Origin of the sequence: Paenalcaligenes sp. Me52 (genome assembly GCF_050487965.1) — a bacterium.
Taxonomy (GTDB): Bacteria; Pseudomonadota; Gammaproteobacteria; order Burkholderiales; family Burkholderiaceae_B; genus Paenalcaligenes.
In genome coordinates, this window is the sequence record NZ_JBKQFO010000001.1 from 2144370 (window position 1) to 2167810 (window position 23441).

Here is a 23441-nt window from a genome sequence, read left to right on the forward strand (position 1 = left end):
CCTACAAACCATAGCATATTAACAAATGCTTACTCTACGTGGCTCTACAGTATAGATGTTAGCTCTTGAGTCAGACGCTTGCACTGCACCAAAGTTCCCACTGTAATCCTTAAAAACTGCTGAATGCGATCTTGTGAGAAATGTCGTACCAAAATACCGCGTCTTTTTAACTCTTGTTGCAAATGCGCTGCATCGTGCTCGGGATGTGTCGCAAACACGAAGTTAGCAGCAGACGGCAATACAGTAAAACCTAGAGCCTGCAAATCTTTTGTTAACTCATCACGCGCATCCATCACAGCCTTGCGCACGTCATTAAAGTACGCTTGGTCATCAATAGCCGCTTGCGCACCAGCCAAAGCAAGACTATCCAATGGGTACGAGTTAAAGCTATCTTTAATGCGCTCTAAGCCCGCTACGATTTCCGTGCTAGCCAAGGCAAACCCCACACGCAAACCCGCTAATGCATAGGCTTTGGATAAGGTCTGCACCACCACCACATTGGGGTACTGTTTAATCAGGCCAGACGCGCTTTGCCCGCCAAAATCCACATAGGCCTCATCTACCACCACCACCGTATCGGGATTGGCTTTGACAATGCGTTCTATGTCGCCCAACCCTAACGCCAAGCTAGTAGGCGCATTGGGGTTCGCAAAAATAATAGCGGCTGGCGCCACATCACGTGGTTTTGTGTAGTCTTCCACGCGAATAGAGAAATCATCTGCCAGAGGCACGATCTCAAACGGCACTTGATAGTAACGACAGTACGTACGGTAGAAACTGTAGCTGATGTCAGGTAACAGCAACGGACGGCCGCCGCGCAGGAATAAACCACTGAAAATATGCGCCAGAACTTCGTCTGAACCATTACCAACAAACACATTGCCCATATCCAGATGATGTAGGCGCGCAATGCTTTGACGCAAGCCTTTAGCATCGTAACTAGGATACAAACGCAGACTATCATTAGCAGCCTGATTAATGGCAGCAATCGCTTTAGGCGACGGCCCATAAGGATGCTCGTTGGTATTCAGCTTGATCAGATTTTTGATGGCAAGCTGCTCGCCTGGCACATAAGGCTGCAAGCTATTAACGTGGTCACTCCAAAAACGGCTCACTTTTTATCCTGCACATAAGGGTTGTGTGATGACTTCAGGTCAATACGCAATGGCGTACCCTGTAAGTCAAAAGCTTCACGAAAACGTCCCTCAAGGTAGCGTCGGTAAGAGTCCGATACGCCTTCCAAACCGCTACCATGAATAACGATCAACGGAGGATTCTGCCCCCCTTGGTGAGCATAGCGCAGTTTGGGGCGGAAAATACCTTTACGTGGCGGTTGTTGCTGTTCTACCGCTGCATGCAAGACTCGTGTCAGTTTTGGTGTAGACAAACGTCGGAACGCTGCACCATGCGCCTCACGCACAGACTTCATAATTGGACGAATACCCTGCCCTTTCAATGCCGACATCGTATGCATCTTAGCGAAGTTCAGGAAGTGCAATTTACGCTCAAACTCACGTTGCACCCACTCACGCTTGTAGCTGTCTAGATCGTCCCATTTGTTGATCCCGATCACCAGCGCTCTGCCAGTTTCTTGAATAAAACCGGCGATACTAGCATCTTGATCCGAGATGTCAGTTTGCGCATCCAGCATCAACAGTACAACGTTACATGCCTCAATCGCTTGCAAGGTTTTAATCACCGAGAACTTCTCGATGGTTTCAAACACTTTACCCTTGCGTCGCAAACCCGCTGTATCAATCAAGGTATAAGGTACGCCACCGTGCTCGAATTCGATTTCGATAGCATCGCGCGTAGTACCTGGCATGTCGAACGCAATCACACGCTCTTCGCCCATCAAACTGTTGATGAACGTCGACTTACCTACGTTTGGTCTACCCACAATCGCCAGCTTGATACGATGCTTAATTTCTGTTTCAGGCGCATCAGGATCGAACTCTTCTTCGACCTCTGGTTCCAACTCGGGCTCAGGCACTTCCAGCAAGGCTGTTTCGATAAGGTCCATAACCCCATCACCATGCGACGCAGAAATCATTCGCGCCTCACCCAGACCCAGCTCAAAGAAGTCTGCCACAGCAGCACTATGGCGCATGCCTTCGGCCTTGTTCACCGCCAAAATAACGGGTCTACCAGAGCGACGCAGCAAATTGGCAATATCGTAATCCAGTCGATTAATACCCTCGCGAGCATCAACCAAGAAAATCACCACATCGGACTCAATAATGGCCTGATGTGTTTGACGTGCCATTTCACGCACCACACCCTCTTTGGCCACAGGCTCAAAACCACCTGTATCCACCACCAAATAAGGACGTGATCCCATTCTGCCCTCGCCATAATGGCGATCGCGCGTCAGCCCTGGGAAATCCGCCACCAACGCCTGGCGGGAACGCGTAAGACGATTAAACAACGTTGACTTACCAACGTTGGCTCGCCCCACCAGCGTCACTACAGGCTTGAAAGCAATCTTGCTCAATTGACACCAACCAATAATAAATTACCGTTGCCGGTTTGCACGACCACACCACGATCGGTACCCACCAACGGAGAAGTAATTGCACCACCACCGACGCTTACACGTCCTAGGAAGCGCCCATCAGAACGGGACAGCAAATGCACGTAGCCTTCAGAATCCCCCACCACCACTGCCTCAGGCACCACTGCTGGCGCGGACAAGCGACGATTACGTAAACCTTCTTGGCTCCAAATTGCCGTACCATCTGCCATGCTGAACCCACTCAGCACATCATGTCTATTTGCGGCATAAACGAATCTATCGTCTGCCCCTATCCCTACGCTAGTAGAAAAATCACGTGACCATACCGGCACACCGCCTTTGGACACATCGAAGCACACAATACGGCCTTGGTAGGCAGCTGCGCACAACAATGGGCCACGAATCAACGGCAAACCAACGACGTCAATAATACGCTCTAGGTCAGTTGCGCCTTTGGATACGGCTACAGTACCTTCCCACTGCACGGCCCCTGTACCCAAATCAACCGCCATCACTCGACCATTAGGCATACCCGCAATCAGCATGCCATCTACGATGTCCATCTGGATGCTAGTTTTCAACGCCAAAGCAGGTCCTGGGCGCTGAACGCTCCACAACAGCTCACCGTTTCTCGCATCAAACGCTTGTAAACGGTAATCACTGCTGCGCACCACAACTACGCCGTAACCTACTGCTGGTGGCACGTTTACTTCGCTAGCAGCTTGAGCACGCCATTGTTCTTGCCCCTGATCATCCAGAGCAATCACAGTACCATCGTTTGCCGCTACCACTACCAAACGACCATCAGCACCTACACCAGCACTTAAACGCTTATCTACGTTAGTACTCCAAACTGGCCTGCCGGTAGCCACATCAACTTTAGTAACTGCACCGGATGGGGTTGCTGCATAGACGTTCGGGCCCAATACCATTGGCGCAAAGCCATAGCCACCGCCACTGCCCACAGAAGTAGACCAACGCACATTGGCCTGCACTTCAGGTTGAAAATCTGTTAACGGCACTGGATCAAAGCGTGGGTTGCTACTAGAGCACGCTGTTAACACGCCTAGGCCTAGCACCACTGCCATGGCAACTACTGAACGTTTAAACACATGTTTAGCCATTATTGTTGCTCCCCGACCGCGTCAATTTTCAGTTGTACCAACTGCTCAACCGCTTCGCCTTTCAGCAAGCCCAACGCCACTTGCCATGCAGCACGCGCTTCAGCCACTTTATCTTGTGCAAACAATATGTCGCCTTTACGGTCGGCATACAAACCAGCAAAACCAGCAGGCGGATTCTCCAACTGCGCCAAGGCCGCATCGAAATCCTTTTGCTCCAACAACAAACCTGCCAAGCGCAGTCTAGCCACAGCTTTCATTGCAGGATCGGAACCTTGTTGAACCAACCACTCTAGTTGCTCACGTGCGCCATCAGCATTGCCACGCTCTTGCAGCGCCCATGCCGCTACCAACGCACCACGACTGGCATAACCCGATTTAGGGAAGTCCGAACGCAATGTCGCACTCGCCGCAACCAGACGTGCATCAGCCTCTTCACCCGTCATGGTGCTTGCAGCTTCTAGCGCTTCGTAATACCCCATGGCTTGCGTATTCTGATGAGTCTGATACCACTGCCAGCCACGCCAGCCCAAGATACCAGCCAACACTACGAAGGCAAGAACTACGCACAATGTACCGTAGCGAGTCCACCAGTCTTTAATCGCGTCCAGCTTTTCCTGTTCTTCCAGATCGTAAGCCATGTCGTGTTTATACCTTCGTTGTTAAAACCGTTGCCAATTGATCGAATGCCACGCTTTGTTGCTGCGCTTCTTCATCTTCTAAACGCAACCACTTCACACTTGCCGTGCGAGTCGTTAATTCGTTTTCACCCAGAATAACAGCCACATAAGCGCCGCTTGCATCAGCACGCTTGAACTGCGATTTGAAACCAGAAGAACCAGCATGCACAATCACACGCAAGCCCACATCGCGCAACTGCTCTGCTAATAAGCTAGCTTGACGTTGTGCTGCATCGCCTTGGTGCACCATGTACACATCACATTCGCTTTGTTCAGTTTGGTTAGCCTCTTGCTCACACAGATCAAGCAAACGCTCCATACCAATAGCAAAACCCACTGCTGGCGCAGGCTTACCACCCAGCAGAGGAATCAAGCCGTCGTATCTACCACCACCACACACAGTGCCTTGAGCACCTAAGCGATCAGTAATCCACTCGAATACGGTCAGATTGTAGTAATCCAGGCCACGTACCAAACGAGGGTTTAGTGTGTAGGCAATACCTGCATCATCTAAGCGCTGACATACACCTTGGTAATGAGCCAACGACTCTTCACCCAAGTAATCAAATAACTTAGGCGCATTGTTGGCCATTTCCTGCATCGCTGGATTTTTAGTATCCAGCACACGCAAAGGATTGCTGTACATGCGTCGTTGCGCTTCTTCATCCAGAATAGATTTGTGCTCTTCCAGATAGCTAATCAACGCCTCACGGTGGGCGGCACGCTCTTCGGCCTGACCCAAGGAATTGATTTCCAAACGGATGTCTTTCAGCCCCAGAATCTTCCACAAACGATTCAGCATGATGATCAGCTCGGCATCCACATCAGGACCCGGCAAACCTAAGGCTTCTACGTCAATTTGATGGAACTGACGGTAACGACCACGCTGAGGGCGCTCGTGTCTAAACACTGGGCCCATCGCATACACGCGATGCGGACGGTCGTACAACAAATTATGTTCAATACTGGCGCGCACCATCCCCGCCGTAAACTCAGGGCGCATGGTGAGCAAATCGCCATTTAACGAGTCGGTAAAGGAATACATTTCCTTTTCTACGATATCGGTTACTTCGCCAATACCACGACTAAACAGCTGCGTATGCTCCAGCACTGGAGTACGCATATTGCGGTAGCCATAACTGGCCAACCATTGGCGTACGGTTTCTTCTAGCTGTTCCCATTGCCAACTGGTATCGGGAAGAATGTCTTTCATACCTGTTAAGGCACGAAGCTTTTGAAACGACTGCGTCATAACTCTACTTTTTTGTATTGAACCCGCACAGTATTATTGCTGCGCTTGTTTATTACCATAGCGACGCTGAACGTAGTCCAGCACAATGCCTTGGAACTCTTTGGCAATAGTGTCGCCCTTCAATGTCACTACTCGTTCACCATCCAGATACACAGGCGCTGAAGGAACTTCCCCCGTACCTGGCAAGCTAATGCCTATATCAGCATGGCGACTTTCACCTGGCCCGTTGACCACGCACCCCATAACCGCCACATTCATGCTTTCTACGCCAGGGTACTGCTGGCGCCAAACTGGCATCTGCTCACGCAGGAAGCGCTGAATGTCATCGGCCAACTCCTGGAATACCGTACTACTTGTACGGCCACAGCCAGGACAGGCCACTACCATAGGAGCAAAGGCTCGCAGCCCCATGGTTTGTAAAATTTCTTGTGCTACTACCACTTCACGACTACGGTCGCCACCCGGCTCGGGCGTCAACGAAATACGTATGGTATCGCCTATGCCTTGCTGTAACAATACCGATAGCGCAGCTGTAGAAGCCACGATACCTTTGCTACCCATACCCGCTTCGGTCAGCCCCAAATGCAGCGGGTAATCACAGCGCTGAGACAAGTCTTTGTAGACTGTAATCAAATCTTGTACGTGACTCACTTTGCAGGACAACACGATTGCATTGGGTGACAGACCTAACTCTTCTGCTCTACGCGCATTACTGATTGCTGAAATCACCAACGCATCACGCATCACAGCTTGTGCTTCCCATGGTGTAGATTGACGATTGTTATCGTCCATCATTCTTGCCATGAGGTCGTGGTCTAGACTGCCCCAATTCACACCGATACGCACAGGTTTTTCGTAACGGCACGCAACTTCGATCATGCGCGCAAAGTTATCGTCCCTACGCTTACCCCCGCCCATATTTCCTGGGTTAATGCGGTACTTAGAGAGCGCTTGCGCACACTCTGGGTAATCAGTAAGCAGCTTATGACCATTAAAGTGAAAGTCACCCACTAGCGGTACATTCATCCCCATACGGTCTAGTTGCTCACGGATAGCGGGCACCTCACGAGCTGCTTCTGGGGAGTTCACGGTAATACGCACCATCTCAGAACCAGCCAACGCCAGCTCTTTGACCTGTATGGCGGTTTCAATCGCACGGGCAGTATCCGTATTGGTCATGGACTGCACCACAACTGGCGCTCCACCACCAATCACCACCTGCTTATCGTTCCACGTAACAGGTACTGCACGAGTTTGACGTCTACTCTGTGCACCTACAGCCAATGGGGCTTGATGAGCAAAAGGGGTAACGGCAGAGGTCATTTTTTCAGTTCTTTCAACCAGTCAAAAAACAGCCAGGAATCAGGAATCCAACCCCGGTCCAACGCATAAAAAGCAGCCACAAAGAGCAACAAAGCAATAATCAGGCCCCAGCCCCATGCTCGTTGACGTGGTTCTTCGGCATACAAAGGTGTATCTGCCCCAGCCCATGAACCTTTGATCTTGCGAGGTACTGGAGGTCTAGGAGCTGTGCCCGCCTGCTTATCTAACACGGCCAGCACGGCATGTTCATCTACTTTTAAGTAGCGAGCGTAATTGCGCACCATACCGCGCAAGGCCGCAGCCTTAGGTAACTGATCGAACTGCGCTTGCTCCAACAAACACAACTGTGCTTCGGAATACTTCAGTCGTCGCGACACATCACTCACAGACAACCCACGCTGCTCACGCAATTGCTGCAACATAACACCCACATCTGTAATCTCAGGTGCGGCCGGCGCAGCGGCTTCGGCATTCAACGACGAATCGTACGTCATCAGACTCATTAAGGCTCCTGCTTGAGTAAGATCTGCGCGCGCTGCGGCATACGCTGGTCAATGCGCGTGCGATCTCGAATATCACCGGCCAACTGGCCACAGGCAGCATCAATATCATCGCCACGGGTCTTACGCACAGTCGTTACTACCCCCCCTTCCATCAAGCGCTGTGCAAATTCACGCACACGCGCATGTGAGGAGCGCTTTAACCCGGACTGTGGGAAAGGATTAAATGGAATCAAATTGAACTTGCACTTTACTTCGCGAGAGATAGCCAACAACTGATCGGCATGCTCATCCAGATCATTAATCCCATCTAACATGATGTACTCAAACGTGATGAAATCACGTGGAGCACGCTCAAGGTAGCGATTACATGCTGCCAACAATTCTTTAAGCGGATATTTCTTGTTTAGCGGTACCAAGCGGTCCCGCAGTGCGTCGTTGGGCGCGTGCAAAGACACCGCCAAGGCCACTGGACACTCTTGTGCCAGTTTATCCATGAACGGCACTACGCCCGATGTGGACACCGTGACACGGCGACGTGATAAGCCATAGGCGTTATCGTCCAGCATCAACTGCAACGCTATCAGCACTTGGCTGTAATTCAGCAAAGGCTCGCCCATACCCATCATCACAACGTTGCTGATGACGCGATCCGGTGGCGTAGCACCACCTTCGATACGAGCATTTTCTAAATCTTGCATCACAGCACGTCTAGCGTGCCATAACTGCCCGATAATTTCCGCAGCGGTAAGGTTGCGGTTAAAACCCTGATATCCCGTGGAGCAAAACGGACACGCCACCGTACAACCAGCCTGACTGGAAATACACAAGGTACCGCGATCGTCTTCGGGAATAAACACCGTTTCCACGGAGTTATTTTGCCCCACATCAAATAGCCACTTACGTGTGCCATCCGCAGAGCGTTGCTCATGCACGACCTCAGAGGCCTGAATGATGCAATGCTCTGCCAACTGCTGACGAAAGTCCCGTGCCAGGTCCGTCATCTGTTCGAAGTCACACACGCCACGCTGGTGTATCCAGCGCTGTAACTGCCGTGCACGGAAAGGTTTCCCTCCCCATTGAGCCACGAGGTTGCTTAGCTGCTCGGGCGAGTGCCCCAGCAGATTAATAGGTGTAACGACTTCAGACATAGGACCCGACACGATTCTTTCAATACTCAGCAATTAACGGCTGAAAACCTGGCTAGCTGGGAAGAAATAAGCAATTTCAACAGCAGCTGTTTCAGGGGCATCAGAGCCGTGAACAGCGTTAGCATCGATGCTTTCTGCGAAATCAGCACGGATTGTGCCAGCAGCAGCTTCTTTAGGGTTAGTAGCACCCATCAATTCACGGTTTTTCAGGATTGCGCCTTCGCCTTCCAGCACTTGTACGAATACAGGGCCAGAGATCATGAACTCAACCAAGTCGTTGAAGAAAGGACGTGCTTTGTGAACAGCGTAGAAACCTTCAGCTTCAGCGCGGGACAAGTGAGCCATGCGAGCGGCTACAACTTTCAGACCTGCGTTTTCAAAGCGAGATACGATTTGACCTACTACGTTTTTAGCAACGGCGTCAGGTTTGATGATAGACAGAGTGCGTTCAATAGCCATGTAAAATTCCAAATAATCAAAAATCCAGCCATTTCCCTAGAGAAAGGAAAACAGCCATTTAAATCAAAGCGTTGTTTTTTTCAATAAAAACAATCACTTTTAATGCTTTTACGGCAACCAGACATTTTAGCATGCCCACGAAGCAGCGCAGCATCATAAAATAACTGCTTCAGCATCCGATTCTTAGGCACTTGTCTGCGTTACATTCATACAACGACAAGCCGCAAAATTTTCGTATAGACAATGACAAACGCATCTACAACTAGCAATACCGATCAATTAGCCAAAAGTTTTGAGCCCAGCGACATCGAATCTCGCTGGTACGCCCGTTGGGAAAAAAGTGGTTTTTTCTCCGGTGGTCAGCACGTAGCCCCTGCAGTCGGGCACCAAAGCGAAGCCTTTGTCATCCAGTCTCCCCCACCTAACGTCACTGGTACGCTACACATGGGGCACGCGTTCAACCAAACCATCATGGATGGATTGACTCGCTACCACCGCATGCGCGGCGATGACACCGCTTTCATTCCAGGCACCGACCACGCAGGTATCGCCACACAAATTGTGGTGGAACGCCAACTGGACGCCCAAAAAATCTCCAGACATGACCTAGGCCGCGAAAATTTCGTAGAAAAAGTCTGGGAGTGGAAAGAAAAATCCGGTAATGCCATTACCCAACAGTTCCGTCGTTTAGGTGCATCATGCGACTGGGGCCGTGAATATTTCACCATGGACTCCAACATGTCCCGTGGTGTGGCCGAAGTATTTGTTCGTTTGTACGAACAAGGCCTGATCTATCGTGGCAAACGTTTGGTGAACTGGGACCCCGTGCTAGGCACCGCCGTATCCGACCTAGAAGTAGTGAGTGAGGAAGAAGATGGCCACATGTGGGAAATTCGTTACCCACTGAGCACACCCTCTGGCGACCTGACTCACTTAGTGGTTGCCACTACCCGCCCAGAAACCATGCTGGGCGACGTAGCAGTGATGGTTCACCCCGAAGACGAACGCTACAAACACCTGATTGGTCAAACCGTCACACTGCCGTTGGTGGGTAGAGAAATCCCCATCATCGCTGATGACTACGTAGACATGGAATTCGGCACAGGCGTTGTGAAAGTCACGCCTGCACATGACTTCAACGACTACGCCGTAGGCCAACGCCACGGCTTGGACATGATCAGCATCCTGACGCTGGATGCCAAAGTTAACGAAAACGCACCCGAAGCTTACCAAGGCTTGGACCGTTTCGCTGCACGCGAAAAAGTTGTGTACGACTTGGACAGCATGGGTTTGCTGCAACAAGTTAAACCTCACAAACTAATGGTGCCACGCGGCGACCGTACCAACACCGTGATTGAACCCATGCTGACAGACCAATGGTTTGTTGCCATGAGCAAAGCCGCACCTGCCGACAGCCTGCATCCTGGTAAAAGCATTACCGATGTTGCGCTGGAAGTCGTTGCTGACGGCCGCATTAAGTTCTACCCAGAAAACTGGACTACCACCTACAACCAGTGGCTGAACAACATCCAAGACTGGTGTATTTCTCGCCAATTGTGGTGGGGTCACCAGATTCCCGCATGGTACAGCGAAGACGGCCAAATCGTCGTTGCCCGTAGCGAAGAAGAAGCCAAAGCCAAAGCTGAAGCTGCCGGCATCCAAGGCCCTCTGCGCCGTGATGAAGACGTACTGGATACCTGGTTCTCCTCTGCATTGGTACCGTTCACCGATCTGGGCTGGCCAGAACAAACACCTGATTTGGCAAAATACCTGCCATCCAGCGTACTGGTAACAGGCTTTGATATTATTTTCTTCTGGGTTGCGCGTATGGTCATGATGACCATGCACATGACCGGTCAAGTACCTTTCCACTCGGTATACGTACACGGCTTGGTATGTGACATGGAAGGCAAGAAGATGAGTAAGTCCAAGGGCAATACTATTGACCCCGTAGACATCATCGACGGTATTGACCTAGAAAGCCTGATTGGCAAACGCACTACAGGCTTGATGAACCCACGCCAAGCCCAAAGCATAGAGAAACGTACCCGCAAAGACTACCCAGACGGCTTCCCCGCCTACGGTACTGATGCGCTGCGTTTCACGATGGCCGCTTACGCCACACTGGGCCGTAACATCAACTTTGACCTGAAACGCTGTGAAGGCTACCGCAACTTCTGCAACAAGCTGTGGAACGCCACACGCTTTGTGCTGATGAACACCGAAGGCCACAGCCTGAACGGCGCCGAAGTTGCCGAGTTTTCCACTGCAGATCGTTGGATCAGCAGCCTGCTTCAACGCCTGCACAGTAATGTAGAACGCGGCTTTAGCGAATACCGTTTCGATAACGTTGCCAACTCTCTGTACCACTTTGTTTGGGATGAGTACTGCGACTGGTACTTGGAACTGGCTAAAGTACAAATTCAGCAAGGTACCCCAGCACAACAACTGGGCACACGCCGCACGCTGATTCACGTGCTAGAGTCCGTACTGCGCCTGATTCACCCCATCATGCCATTCATCACAGAAGAACTGTGGCAGAAAGTAGCTGAGGTGGCTGGTGTACGCCAAGCCGGTGACGACAGCACCATCGCGCTGCAACCCTACCCTGTGGCTGACCAGAACTTGGTGGATGAAGCTGCTGAACAGGCCATTACCGAACTAAAAGCTCAAGTAGATGCTATCCGTGCCCTGCGCGGTGAAATGAATCTATCACCTGCCGAACGTGTACCGCTATTGGCACAAGGTGACGCAGCAGTGTTAGAGCACAACACCCCATACTTGCAGGCTTTGGCTAAACTGGAAAAAGTGGAAATCCACGCCACATTGCCAGACTTGGGCGCACCTGTTCAGGTAGTAGGCACCACGCAATTGATGCTGCACGTTGAAATTGACGTTGCCGCTGAAACTGCGCGCTTGACCAAAGAGCTAGACCGCTTGAACGGTGAAATCACTAAAGCGCAAAGCAAATTGGGTAATGCCAGCTTTGTAGAGCGTGCACCCGCTGCTGTGGTAGAGCAAGAGCGTGAACGCCTGAACCAGTTCAGCGAAACACAAGCGAAGATCCAAGCTCAGTTGGCGCGTTTGAACGGCTAATCTAGCCCTCTCATTCATACGCTTACTTGGCCACAAAAAACTCCCTTGGTTATTATGACCAAGGGAGTTTTTCTTTACTGCCAACACAAAGAGACTAACCTTCCCATTTAGCGTTCTTATAGATGAGCCCTACCTGAACCAACCCAAAATCATACCGCTTACTTATGGGAGCGATAGATCACCCCATCAAGGCTATCGTCCGCATATGCACTAACATTAGTTAAATGACCATCATATGGCCCAAGCTTCGTAATCTGCAGCCCATTCTTAAAGACTATCTGCAGGCCGTGCTCCACCTCCCAGTCACAGCCACACTCAACCGATACATAGATGGCCTTATCGCCACGATCATCACGCGAAACCATAGGCTCAGATCCAAACCACACCCGCTGCCACAACTCTTCAGCCGTAGCTATAGGCTCATTACCCTCTTCTAGCCAATACTCTTCATAATCTTTGTAGTAGCGAAAAAGCGCCTCATCCGCTTCGCGTAGAACATCAGGGCTTGCCGCAAGGAAATTGGCGATAACCGCATGAAAATCTTCTTTGCGCTCATCTTCATCGTAGCCCTCGAGAACAATCTCGCACTCATCACCACCCAGCACAGCAACCACTACGGGATCACTGAAATACCAGCCAGTATCCTCATCCTTTTCTACCGCACCTAAACCTGGAATATCCATCACCACCATCCATTATTCGTAATCAGCACCCAACAAACCACAACTCTAGCCCTATGCTCACCATTTTCAGCCCAGAGTTAGAAAGAGATTAAGCCGTGAAATAAAGGTGATGAGCACCCACTTTTTTGCTTAAATCAATCAAGGCTGTCACCACAGGAATTAACCCGGCCGGGTCGCACTGCAACTCCTCTGTAGCTGCCCACTCTTTTGCCAATACCGGAATATCTGCAGCATCTTTCGTCGCCAATACTTGAGTAAGACGCATCGGAAGCTCAAACACCTCAGAGTCCTCCACCTCGTCCATAGGTAGGATTTCATGCAGATCGAAATCGAATTCCTCATCTGCTGCGATGGAGAACAAAATACTGATATCCAAGTCGGTAAGGCCACCGAACTCGTATAAATCATTGACCGTCACCTGCTCGCCCTTAGCATGGGCAATAGCATCTTGGCGGGTGGAAATAAACAGGGTATTTGGTAGTGACATGCAGATAAGCTCCGTTGGTTTCAACGCTTCTGTAGTAATGCGTTAGATTCTAACCAAAAACAAGCTAGCGCCAGTATGAAAGTATTTATCAGGCGTAGTGGTGGTTATAAACACTAACCCTCCAAGCCTATTCTCAACGACTATCTGCCATAGCCTAGGCTGCGAAAGTATTTTTTAATTTGTAAACCAAATAAAAAACACTTCCATCCGCCTTCTGCTCGTCGCATGCCACGGCTCTTAGTGTGATTGCTGTTGAAAGAAGTGCTTATTTCTGTAGTAGAAATACGAGGAGAGAGAGCATGAGGAGAGTAGACGTTGCAACTACCGGTTTCCAACAAGAGTGGGAAGTAAACCTATCAGAATCAGCAACACTGGAGGGAGACTGCGGAAAGACTCCCCTGCATAAACTATGAACACAACAAAATAAAAGCCGATGCTCAACCCTCAAACGGAGGCACTACCCCCAGCGTCGCCAAAAACGCCAAATCCTTCTTGGTAAGTGCCCCATTCTTCCACGCTGCAATCAACAAATCCGGACGGTTCTGCAAACTTAAGCGTAAGGACTGCTCTCTGCGCCATTGCTCTATGTGTTTATGATTGCCTGAGAGCAATACATCAGGAACAGCCACACCCTCATAATTTTCAGGGCGCGTGTAATGTGGGCTATCTAACAAGCCATCCAAGGAAGAATGGAAAGAGTCTTGCATTGCCGACTGCTCATCATTAAGCACACCAGGCAGCAGTCGCACCACACTATCCATCATGACAGCTGCCGCCAACTCACCACCAGACAACACGAAGTCACCAAGTGAATATTGATGCGTGACGCATTTATCAATGAAACGCTGATCTATGCCTTCGTAACGGCCACACACAAAGATAGCACCCTGCCCTGCATCAGCGATTTCTTGCGCATGGCGCTGTTGAAACACCTCACCGATGGGGCTAAGTAAGATCACTGGAGCGCATTGTGGCTCGCCCTGTTCTTGCCTTTCAGAGTGCACATCATGTAATGCCGCCTCTAATGGCGCAGCCATCATCACCATACCGGGGCCGCCGCCATAAGGGCGATCATCCACCGTACGGTGTGTATCGTGCGTAAAGTCGCGAGGATTCCATGTATGCAACTGCCACGCCCCTTTTTTATGGGCGCGCCCATTCACACCACTATCTAGTAGTGATGTAAACATTTCTGGGAATATGGTCAGTACATCAAAGCGCATGTTTATCCCTAACGGGTCAGACAGTCAGAGCACCTGCTACCAGCAGGTTTAGAATCCAACTGGCCAGTTGCTATCTAACCGCTTCGCGGCTAAATCAACTGTATGCACACACTCTTTGACAAAAGGTACCAGAATAGTCTGTCGCTTTCCTTTGGCAGAAAGCACAGGTGTAAAGTGTTGGGCCTCATCTACATTGCCCTGCTCGACTTCCAGCACTGCATGAGCACCGTTATCCAGCACTTGCACTACACGGCCCAAAAAGGCAGATTGACCACCCTCATCTTCACCGTATAGCAAGCAATCTATAAGATCTACCCAATAGAATTCTTCTTCGTCGGCAGCGGGAAAATCAGCACGTGACACCCATACCGTATGAGCTTTTAATGGCTCAGATTGATTACGGTCATCGAAGCCTTTAAAAAGCGCGACTACCGTACCGCTATGCCATTTTGCTTGCTGCACCGTAAACGGTATATAGGACGCAGAAACGCCTGCGCCTCCGCCGTGAGCAGGAGAAACAGGCGTTTTCAGCCACCACCGTTTTGCGGTAAGCAAGGTATCGCCATCCACAGCATAAGGTTGGATTTTCACCCAGCCTCGCACGCCATAAGCAGATACTACTCGACCCAGCTCAACTAGATCATCAGGAATAACTGACATTGCGTAGGCTTCAGACGATACCAGCGACAGTTTGATTAAACTGCGCTGCTAACGGTTTTAGCGTATTCTTTAACCAGACGGCTAACGGAAGGCGACAATTGTGCACCGTTTGTTGTCCAGTATTCGATACGATCCAATTGCAGGCGCAGGTTTTCCTGACCTTCACCACCGACGGGGTTGTAGAAGCCCAGACGCTCAATAAAGCGGCCGTCGCGGCGATCGCTACGATTGGCGGCTACTACGGTATAAAACGGACGCTTTTTGGAGCCACCACGGGCCAAGCGAATTACCACCATTGATAATTCCTTTTTCTGTTAGTAAAAGTGTAAAACAAAAGAGTTTATCATCATACGGACCCAAACGATACGTTTGGCCGCAAAAAACAATTATAAACCCAACCAAAAACAACATCCAGCGCTTTGTGATCAGCGCCGCTGTAAATAATGCACCAACGTTTCCCCAACTTCCTCTTGTTTAAGCAAAAGGTTGCCAGTTTGTGTTGCAAATGCCTGAAAATCAGTCAGTGCATGGGTATCCGTAGTGATGACCTTCAACACGTCACCACTTTGAATTTGTGCTAATGCCTTTTTTGCCCGCAAAATAGGCAGCGGGCATTTCAGGCCGGAAGCATCTACCTCTAGGGCGACGCTTCCTATTTCCTGACTACTCATAACTTAGCTTCCACCCAGGCTTGCACAGAAGCCAGAGCTTGCGGCAAGGCGGCTATATCCGAACCACCACCCATTGCCATATCAGGACGACCACCGCCTTTACCACCCACTTGCTGGGCGATATGACCGACCACGTCACCAGCTTTCACTGTAGCGCTCAGCGCTTTCGTTACACCAGCAACCAAGCTGATCTTGCCATCTTCGCTGGTGCTCAATACCACCACAGCAGATTGCAGCTTGTCTTTAAGTTGATCCACTAAGTTACGTAGTGATTTAGCCTCAACACCCGGAAGGTCAGCCACCAGCAGTTTTACACCGCCAGCCAACTCCACCGCTTGTTGCACTAGATCCTGACCAGCAGAGCTAGCCAATTTATCTTTCAACTGATCACGCTCACGCTCTACATCTTTAAGCTGGGATTGCAGCGATGTAATACGTGTAGTGACCTCTTCCGGCGTAGTACGCAATGCAGCTGAGGCTTGACTCAGCAAACCATTAACGCCTTGTACCCACGCCAATGAGTTCAAACCAGTGATTGCTTCAACACGGCGTACGCCTGCTGCCACACCACTTTCAGAAACGATTTTGAACAAACCGATATCGCCAGTGCGAGATACGTGTGTACCACCACACAGTTCTCTGGAGAAGCCGATGTCTAATACGCGCACTTCGTCGCCGTATTTTTCACCAAACAGCGCCATAGCGCCGCCCTCAACGGCTTCATCAAAGGCCATCAGTTGTGCCGCAACGGGGCTATTCTGCAGCACCTCACGGTTCACGATAGCTTCAACCGCAGCGATTTGCTCAGCCGTCATGGCCGCATCGTGCGCGAAGTCAAAACGTGTTTTTTGCGCATCTACCAGCGACCCACGCTGTTGCACATGACCACCCAACACTTCGCGCAAGGCTTTGTGCATCAAGTGCGTTGCCGAGTGATTGCGTATAGTTGCTTCGCGTTTCGCTACATCCACCTGTGCATGCAGGCTGTTACCCACACGCAACTCACCACTTTCCAGCACACCTTGGTGGCCGAAAACTTGGGATTGAATTTTCTGTGTATCGTGTACGACGAAGTGGCTTTCAGCGTTGTGCAACACACCTGTATCACCAACCTGACCACCGGACTCAGCGTAAAACGGTGTGGTATCCAATACCACCACAGCCTGCTGACCCGCTTTCACGGACTCAACAGACAAACCATCTACATACAGTGCCAAAACCTTAGCTTGAGTTTGCAGGTGATCGTAGCCCTCAAACTGGGTCGCCGCACCATCGTAAACCAGCTCAGCGGCTGCTTTGAATTTACCTGCCGCACGCGCTTGTTCGCGCTGACGCTGCATAGCGACTTCAAAACCCTCTTGGTCTACTTCTACTTCACGTTCGCGACAAATATCAGCAGTAAGGTCTACAGGGAAACCGTAGGTGTCATACAGCGTGAACAATGTTTGTCCATCCAAGACTTTGCTATCGCCCAACTGCTGCAACGCGCCTTCTAGGATTTTCAGACCATGTTCCAGTGTTTCACCAAAACGCTCTTCCTCTTGCTTCAACACTTGCTCTATACGCGCTTGTTGAGCAACCAGTTCAGGATAAGCCACGCCCATTTGCGCAACCAAATCGCCCACCAGTTTATAGAAGAAAGGACGTGTTTGACCCAGTTTATGACCATGGCGCAAAGCGCGGCGAATAATACGACGCAGCACATAACCACGGCCTTCGTTGCCGGGGATCACGCCATCCACAATCAGGAAACTGCAGGCACGAATGTGGTCAGCAATCACTTTCAGTGAGTTGTTGCCTAAATCTGCACACCCAGTTTCACGGGAAGCGCCAGCAATCAGTGCTTGAAACAGATCAATGTCGTAGTTTGAATGTACGTGCTGCAACACAGCCGCAATACGCTCCAAACCCATACCGGTGTCTACACATGGGCTAGGCAGTGGATGCATCACGCCATCAGCGGAGCGATCAAACTGCATGAACACCAAGTTCCACACTTCGATATAACGATCACCGTCTTCTTCTGGGGACCCTGGAGGGCCACCCCACACTTCTGGACCGTGATCAAAGAAAATTTCCGAACAGGGACCACATGGACCTGTATCAGCCATTTGCCAGAAATTATCTGACGCGTAGCGTGCGCCTTTGTTATCACCAATACGAATGATACGTTCGGCAGGCACACCTACTTCATTTTGCCAAATGCCATAGGCTTCATCGTCTTCGTGGTACACCGTGACCCACAGTTTCTCAGCGGGCAAGCCGTAGACGGATGTTAGTAATTCCCATGCATTCAGGATTGCATCGCGCTTGAAGTAGTCACCGAAGCTGAAGTTACCCAACATTTCAAAGAATGTGTGGTGACGAGCGGTATAGCCTACGTTTTCCAAGTCATTATGTTTGCCGCCCGCACGCACGCAGCGCTGCGAAGAGACTGCACGCTTATAAGGCCGCGTTTCCTTACCGGTAAATACGTCCTTGAACTGAACCATACCTGCGTTCGTAAACAGCAGTGTGGGGTCATTCCCAGGGACCAGTGAGGAAGACGGCACGACCTGATGGCCCCGCCCCTCAAAAAATGAGAGAAACTTCTGGCGAATTTCGGATGTCTTCATTGATCGCTACAAAAAAATACAGTTAACCACTCATTATAAGTAAGAGGACGCACTACGCCTAACAAATGCGGGAAAGATGTGGGGTTCTCACCGCAAAGCGGCGCTCACGAAACACCGTGAGCGCCGCCATGAATATACCGCTAACCCGTATTAACGTTGGGCTTTATAAGGATGTGTTTGCACCCAATGACGAGCAATCTCTTCGCGTGTCGCTACCCACACACGATCATGTTTTTGCACGTGATCCAAGAAGCGCTGCAAACCACGGAAGCGTGATGGACGACCAATCAATCGGCAGTGCAAGCCTATGGATAGCATTTTGGGGGCCTCTTCACCTTCTTCGTACAGCACATCAAAGGCGTCACGCAAGAAATGGAAGAAATCATCACCAGTATTGAACCCCTGCGGTGTTGCAAAGCGCATGTCGTTGGTGTCTAAGGTGTACGGCACAATCAACTGAGGGTGGATACTGCCATCCAATAACTTCACCTCATCCCAGAAGGGCAAATCATCACCATAGTTGTCGGAGTCGTACAGGAACTGGCCTTCCTCTGCCACCAAACGACGTGTGTTAGGGCTATCACGACCGGTATACCAGCCTGCTGGGTGTTTACCGGTGAGCTGAGTGATAATTTCCACGCAACGCTGCATGTGTTCGCGCTCTAGCGCTTCAGGTTTGTCTTGGTAGTGAATCCAACGGTAACCGTGACACGCAATCTCATGCCCTGCGTCGACAAAGGCCTGTGCCACTTCAGGGTGGCGCTCCAACGCCATACCCACACCAAAAATAGTCATGGGCATGCCACGACGCTCAAACTCTTTAAGAATGCGCCATACCCCTGCGCGTGAGCCGTACTCGTAAATAGACTCCATCGATTTGTGACGATCAGGGTAAGCTGCTGCCCCCACAATTTCCGACAAAAACTGCTCAGAAGCCGGATCACCGTGCAACACGCAGTTTTCGCCCCCCTCTTCGTAATTCAGCACAAATTGCACCGCAATACGTGCCTTACCCGGCCAGTTTGCATGAGGTACATCGCGCCCATAGCCGCGTAAATCACGAGGGTATTCGGAAGTCATGGTCATTTATTGTCTCCAAGTTTTATAAACGTGCAGCACCAAATGCCTGCCAAGGGTCTTGCTTGGCCGGTGCCTGCTCTTCATTCATACGCTGTTCACATGCCAATAAGTGATGCTGCATGGCATGCAGCGCACCATCTCGGTTGCGCTGGCACAGCAGGTTTAAAATCTGTTCGTGCTCAAAGAAGGAGCACGCTTGCTCACCCGGTTTGTCGTGGTACGCGATGATCAACGATGTTCTTGCGCACAACATATGCATCAATTCTGTCAGTACGTCATTGCCCAACAAACGCGCCATTTCCACGTGAAAAGCATTAGATAACCGTATCCAGCTAATTCGCTGCCCGGCGTTATACGACGACTGCTCGCGCTCCACCATCTCATACAGCCCTTGCAACCTTTGTTCCAAGTCAGGAAAGCGCAATAGCTTATCGATAATCAAACACTCCATATCCCTACGCAGCTCAAACACTTCACGTGTTTCTTTGGGATCAGGTTGCCATACAAATGCGCCTCTATTGGCTTCCAAGCTGACAATCTTGTCGTGCGCCAGTTCAGCCAAGACAGCGCGAATCACCGTGCGTGAGCACGAGAAAATCTCGCACAGCTTAGCCTCGGTTAATTTCGTACCAGGTAACAAGCGTCTATCCATCACCGCATCGAAAATCTCATTGTAGATACGGCCCGTTTCTGACTCATGGCGCTTGCCGCCCAAAAGCGAAGAGGCAGAAGGTGCTTCAACATCCACAGCGGGAGTAGAAGGAGTGGATGACAGCTGAAGCATAAAATTTCCTAGTGATTGACCTTGACAATTATTAGAGATGCTTCCAAAATCGTCAACATAAATTGTCGACAATTTATTTTCATGGGGCGGAACCCAGCGCACTGATCCTTGCACCGCTTGCCCCACGGCCGGTTTCCCAAACTGGGCTCGCTGGACTTATATTTTTCTTATATAGAATCCAAAAAAACCGGAGACACCAATGGGAAAGCTATCTACCCACGTTCTGGACACCATGCATGGCTGTCCTGCGCAACACGTCAATATTGACCTGTACCGTCACGAAAACGGCACACGCTCTCTGATCAAGAGTGTAAAAACTAATGCTGACGGGCGCTGTGGCGAACCTCTTTTGCAGGATCAAGAGGTAGCGAAAGGCCAATATGAACTGGTCTTTCATGCAGGAGACTACTTTGCTGCGCGCGGCGTAGCCCTTCCATCCCCTCGTTTTGTAGACCAAGTATCTATTCACTTTGGTATCGCTGAAGAAGGCGGTAGCTACCACGTACCACTGGTCGTGACCCCTTGGTCATGGTCCACCTACCGTGGCAGCTAATCCATACCTGCTCTGATATTCAGTAAGCGACAAACAAAGAGAGGTTTACATGGAAGCGTATTTGCTAGATTTCGCCAACCTATTATTGCGTTGGCTACACGTTATTGCCGCAGTAGCTTGGATTGGTGAGTCCATCTACTTTGTGATGCTAGACAACGGTCTGCGTCCACCTAAAAGCGAAACCGCTAAGAAAAGCGGTGTATTTGGAGAAATGTGGGCCGTACACGGTGGCGGTTTCTACCACAGCCAAAAATACCTAACCAGCCCAGCAGAACTACCCTCTGATCTGCACTGGTCATTCTGGAAGTCGTACACCACTTGGCTGTCTGGCTTTGCCCTATTCGCCTTGCTGTACCTGACCAAGCCTACGTTCTACTTAGTGAACCCATCCAGTCCGTGGGAATGGGCCGCTAACTTGAGCGGTACAGAAGTGAATATTGTAGCGATCCTGTTCCTGATTGCAGGCTGGGTGGTCTACAACGAACTGTGCAAACGCATCAGCCCCAACATGGAACGTGATGGCCTGCTGAGTGTTGCCGTTGCCATCATGATGGTAGTGGTTGCCTACTTGAGCACACATATTTTCTCTGGTCGTGCCGCTTTCCTGATTACAGGTGCTGTGATGGCCACCAGCATGTCTGCCAACGTGTTTTTCTGGATTATTCCAGGGCAACGTCGCATGGTAGCAGCGCTCAAAGCAGGTCAAACACCTAATCCATTAGATGGCAAGCGAGGTAAACAGCGTTCGGTGCACAACACCTACTTCACGCTGCCTGTACTGCTGCTCATGCTGAGCAACCACTACTCCTTCACGTACAACAACGAGTACGCGTGGATCATCATGACCCTGTTTATTTTTGCAGGTGCTCTGATCCGTCAGTACTTTGTGTTGATGCACGCTGGCCATAATAAGCCTATGTACCCCATCGCTGGCGTACTGCTTATTTTGGTGATTGTGTGGATTGGTGCTCCTAAGTCCCAACCTGCTACAGAAGTGAGCAGTGCAGAAGAAACCATCACTATTGCTCAGGTACAAGACATCATGGAAGCTCGCTGTATTCAGTGCCACGCTGCCAGCCCAGACAAACAGTTTGGTTTTGCCGCACCACCATTGGGTATGCAAATGGACAGCGAAGCACAGACCCTTTTGCATGCGGCTGATATTAAGAAAGTGGTATCTAACCAATACATGCCTTTGGGCAATCTGACGCAAATGACACCAGAAGAGCGTGATCTCATCGCTCGTTGGGATGCTCAGAACACCCACTAAGTTTTACTCGTTTCACCGTCCCTTTGACCAGCCCACCTCCTTTTGGAGTGGGCTGTTTTTTTATGTACTTCTGGCACAATACGGCTGCTCTTTTATCTACGCACTTACCCTAGATTGCGTATAGCACCATGTTTTTATGCGCTGGCACTAAACTCCATAGCTTGTAAGCGCTTGATATGACTCATAGAATGATAAAAAACAAAAAGCAGTTTATGGAGACTTTAGGCACCACACTGGTAGCCGCCGAACAGGAGGAGTTCATGGTGAATATCAGCCATTGCACCACCAATGAAGCACCTCAGAGCCGCAAGCGCTACTGGGAAAAAATCGTCACGGAAACCTATTTTCCTTTAACCCTAACATTTAAAGCTGAATCACGCTTTTCAGGTGCGTTGAACTCTTGGGATCTGGGGCTTATCTCTCTGTCCAAGCTGGAGTCTGATGGCGTGCTGTACCAACGTAATAGCCAGCACCTAGAACAAGCAGAAAGCGAGGAAAGCTATCTGATCACTATCCCCGACCATGACAGCATCGATTTCAGCCAAAACGGTAGAGAAGTAGGCTGCGCCCCTGGCGGCTTTATCTTGCAGCGCAGTCACCTACCCTACCAATTTAGCTATACCCAACCTAACCGCCTCTGGGTCATGAAGATTCCCGCCCCCTTGCTGCGCTCGAAGGTAGGACTGCCCGAACGGTTAGTATCTCTTGCTTTTGATGCCAGCCAAGGGGCCGGCGATCTAATGACAGAAATGGTACGTATGGTGTCCACCAGACTTGACCATATGGATCAAGCTGCGCGTCACACCATAGGCAGTCACTTGGTAGACTTACTGGCCTTGGCAGTGCTGGATCATTCCCCCATGCAATCTGGGCTTACTTCGGTGCAAACAGCCCACTTATACCGCGCCGAAAAATACATACGCGACCACATACAACAGCCCCTACGCCCCCAAGACATTGCCAGCGCCTGTGGTATTTCACTGCGCTATCTGCACATGCTTTTCCAAATGCGCGGCCAATCGGTCAGCAGTTGGGTGCAAGAGCAACGCCTTCTGTTTAGCGATACCTCATTACAACAACACGCTCACACCAAGAGCATTGCGGAAATCGCCTATGAATGGGGGTTCAGTAGCCCAGCAGCCTTTAGTCAACTTTATAAAAACCACTTTGGCTTATCGCCTAGCGAAGCACGTAGCCAATACCGTGCCCGCCTCAACCAACACCAAGATCACCACTTTCTTGTAGACAGCTAAGCGCTGACCTACCCACCTCGGTAGGTAGTCTATTGCCGTCATAGGCAGTAGCCAGCATCAAGCTA

The 23441-nt window shown here is 50.4% G+C and carries 22 protein-coding genes; 4 read left to right on the plus strand and 18 right to left on the minus strand.

The features are described 5' to 3' along the window. Positions 1 to 44 precede the first annotated feature (44 nt). From hisC to ndk, 9 genes are read right to left on the minus strand one after another with little or no spacing between them, the layout of a single operon-like run. Complete coding sequence (gene hisC / locus ACLO87_RS10155; protein ID WP_430223602.1) at positions 45 to 1115, minus strand: histidinol-phosphate transaminase; 1071 nt, start codon at positions 1113 to 1115, stop codon at positions 45 to 47. After that, on the minus strand, positions 1112 to 2485 hold the full coding sequence (gene der / locus ACLO87_RS10160; protein ID WP_168246794.1) for a ribosome biogenesis GTPase Der: 1374 nt from the start codon (positions 2483 to 2485) through the stop codon (positions 1112 to 1114). Before der ends, hisC begins: the two co-directional genes overlap by 4 nt. A gap of 5 nt (positions 2486 to 2490) precedes the next feature. Next, positions 2491 to 3639 carry an outer membrane protein assembly factor BamB gene (gene bamB, locus ACLO87_RS10165; RefSeq protein WP_430223603.1) on the minus strand — a complete coding sequence of 383 codons (1149 nt, stop codon included), beginning with the start codon at positions 3637 to 3639 and terminating at the stop codon, positions 2491 to 2493. Beyond that, complete coding sequence (locus tag ACLO87_RS10170) at positions 3639 to 4277, minus strand: tetratricopeptide repeat protein (protein WP_430223604.1); 639 nt, start codon at positions 4275 to 4277, stop codon at positions 3639 to 3641. Before ACLO87_RS10170 ends, bamB begins: the two co-directional genes overlap by 1 nt. Before the next feature lie 7 nt (positions 4278 to 4284). Continuing rightward, entirely contained in the window at positions 4285 to 5568 is a 1284-nt protein-coding gene (gene hisS / locus ACLO87_RS10175; protein WP_135861995.1) for a histidine--tRNA ligase, read from the minus strand. 33 nt (positions 5569 to 5601) lie between these two features. Next, the gene (gene ispG / locus ACLO87_RS10180; protein ID WP_135861996.1) at positions 5602 to 6891 is read right to left on the minus strand and encodes a flavodoxin-dependent (E)-4-hydroxy-3-methylbut-2-enyl-diphosphate synthase; all 1290 of its coding nucleotides are present in this window, start codon (positions 6889 to 6891) and stop codon (positions 5602 to 5604) included. Continuing rightward, complete coding sequence (locus tag ACLO87_RS10185) at positions 6888 to 7394, minus strand: helix-turn-helix domain-containing protein (protein ID WP_430223605.1); 507 nt, start codon at positions 7392 to 7394, stop codon at positions 6888 to 6890. The genes ispG and ACLO87_RS10185 overlap by 4 nt, the downstream gene beginning before the upstream one ends. Next, positions 7394 to 8542 carry a 23S rRNA (adenine(2503)-C(2))-methyltransferase RlmN gene (gene rlmN, locus ACLO87_RS10190; RefSeq protein ID WP_135861997.1) on the minus strand — a complete coding sequence of 383 codons (1149 nt, stop codon included), beginning with the start codon at positions 8540 to 8542 and terminating at the stop codon, positions 7394 to 7396. The genes ACLO87_RS10185 and rlmN overlap by 1 nt, the downstream gene beginning before the upstream one ends. Positions 8543 to 8575: 33 nt before the next feature. Continuing rightward, positions 8576 to 9001 (minus strand): nucleoside-diphosphate kinase, encoded by a 426-nt coding sequence (gene ndk / locus ACLO87_RS10195; protein WP_135861999.1) that lies wholly within the window; start codon positions 8999 to 9001, stop codon positions 8576 to 8578. Positions 9002 to 9244: 243 nt separating this feature from the next. Between ndk and ACLO87_RS10200 the strand changes: the two genes are divergently transcribed. Continuing rightward, complete coding sequence (locus tag ACLO87_RS10200) at positions 9245 to 12097, plus strand: valine--tRNA ligase (RefSeq protein ID WP_430223606.1); 2853 nt, start codon at positions 9245 to 9247, stop codon at positions 12095 to 12097. Positions 12098 to 12255: 158 nt separating this feature from the next. Here the strand turns inward: ACLO87_RS10200 and ACLO87_RS10205 are convergent, their stop codons facing one another. From ACLO87_RS10205 to ACLO87_RS10245, 9 genes are all read right to left on the minus strand, one after another. Beyond that, on the minus strand, positions 12256 to 12780 hold the full coding sequence (locus tag ACLO87_RS10205) for a DUF6985 domain-containing protein (RefSeq protein WP_430223607.1): 525 nt from the start codon (positions 12778 to 12780) through the stop codon (positions 12256 to 12258). An 88-nt stretch (positions 12781 to 12868) separates the two neighbouring features. Next, entirely contained in the window at positions 12869 to 13267 is a 399-nt protein-coding gene (locus tag ACLO87_RS10210; RefSeq protein WP_135862005.1) for a hypothetical protein, read from the minus strand. Positions 13268 to 13704: 437 nt separating this feature from the next. Next, positions 13705 to 14490, minus strand: a complete 786-nt coding sequence (gene trmD / locus ACLO87_RS10215) for a tRNA (guanosine(37)-N1)-methyltransferase TrmD (protein WP_430223608.1) — start codon at positions 14488 to 14490, stop codon at positions 13705 to 13707. Positions 14491 to 14538: 48 nt separating this feature from the next. Beyond that, on the minus strand, positions 14539 to 15150 hold the full coding sequence (gene rimM, locus ACLO87_RS10220; RefSeq protein WP_135862010.1) for a ribosome maturation factor RimM: 612 nt from the start codon (positions 15148 to 15150) through the stop codon (positions 14539 to 14541). A 35-nt stretch (positions 15151 to 15185) separates the two neighbouring features. Continuing rightward, entirely contained in the window at positions 15186 to 15446 is a 261-nt protein-coding gene (gene rpsP / locus ACLO87_RS10225; protein WP_135862012.1) for a 30S ribosomal protein S16, read from the minus strand. 129 nt (positions 15447 to 15575) lie between these two features. Continuing rightward, positions 15576 to 15821, minus strand: a complete 246-nt coding sequence (locus ACLO87_RS10230; protein WP_135862014.1) for a sulfurtransferase TusA family protein — start codon at positions 15819 to 15821, stop codon at positions 15576 to 15578. Further along, on the minus strand, positions 15818 to 18436 hold the full coding sequence (gene alaS, locus ACLO87_RS10235; RefSeq protein WP_135862016.1) for an alanine--tRNA ligase: 2619 nt from the start codon (positions 18434 to 18436) through the stop codon (positions 15818 to 15820). The genes ACLO87_RS10230 and alaS overlap by 4 nt, the downstream gene beginning before the upstream one ends. 150 nt (positions 18437 to 18586) lie before the next feature. Beyond that, positions 18587 to 19522 carry an allantoinase PuuE gene (gene puuE, locus ACLO87_RS10240; protein WP_135862017.1) on the minus strand — a complete coding sequence of 312 codons (936 nt, stop codon included), beginning with the start codon at positions 19520 to 19522 and terminating at the stop codon, positions 18587 to 18589. Positions 19523 to 19538: 16 nt separating this feature from the next. Further along, a complete protein-coding gene (locus ACLO87_RS10245; RefSeq protein ID WP_430223609.1) occupies positions 19539 to 20300 on the minus strand; it encodes a GntR family transcriptional regulator in 762 nt (253 codons plus the stop codon). Positions 20301 to 20499: 199 nt separating this feature from the next. On the opposite strand from ACLO87_RS10245, the gene uraH reads away from it, so the two are divergent. The 3 genes from uraH (at position 20500) to ACLO87_RS10260 (ending at position 23376) form a co-directional block, all read left to right on the plus strand. Next, positions 20500 to 20853, plus strand: a complete 354-nt coding sequence (gene uraH, locus ACLO87_RS10250; protein WP_430223610.1) for a hydroxyisourate hydrolase — start codon at positions 20500 to 20502, stop codon at positions 20851 to 20853. Between the two features lie 49 nt (positions 20854 to 20902). Next, positions 20903 to 22123: a urate hydroxylase PuuD gene (locus tag ACLO87_RS10255; protein ID WP_135866208.1), complete on the plus strand. Its 1221-nt coding sequence runs from the start codon at positions 20903 to 20905 to the stop codon at positions 22121 to 22123. Positions 22124 to 22335: 212 nt separating this feature from the next. Beyond that, entirely contained in the window at positions 22336 to 23376 is a 1041-nt protein-coding gene (locus ACLO87_RS10260) for an AraC-like ligand-binding domain-containing protein (protein WP_430223611.1), read from the plus strand. The last annotated feature ends 65 nt before the right edge of the window (positions 23377 to 23441 follow it).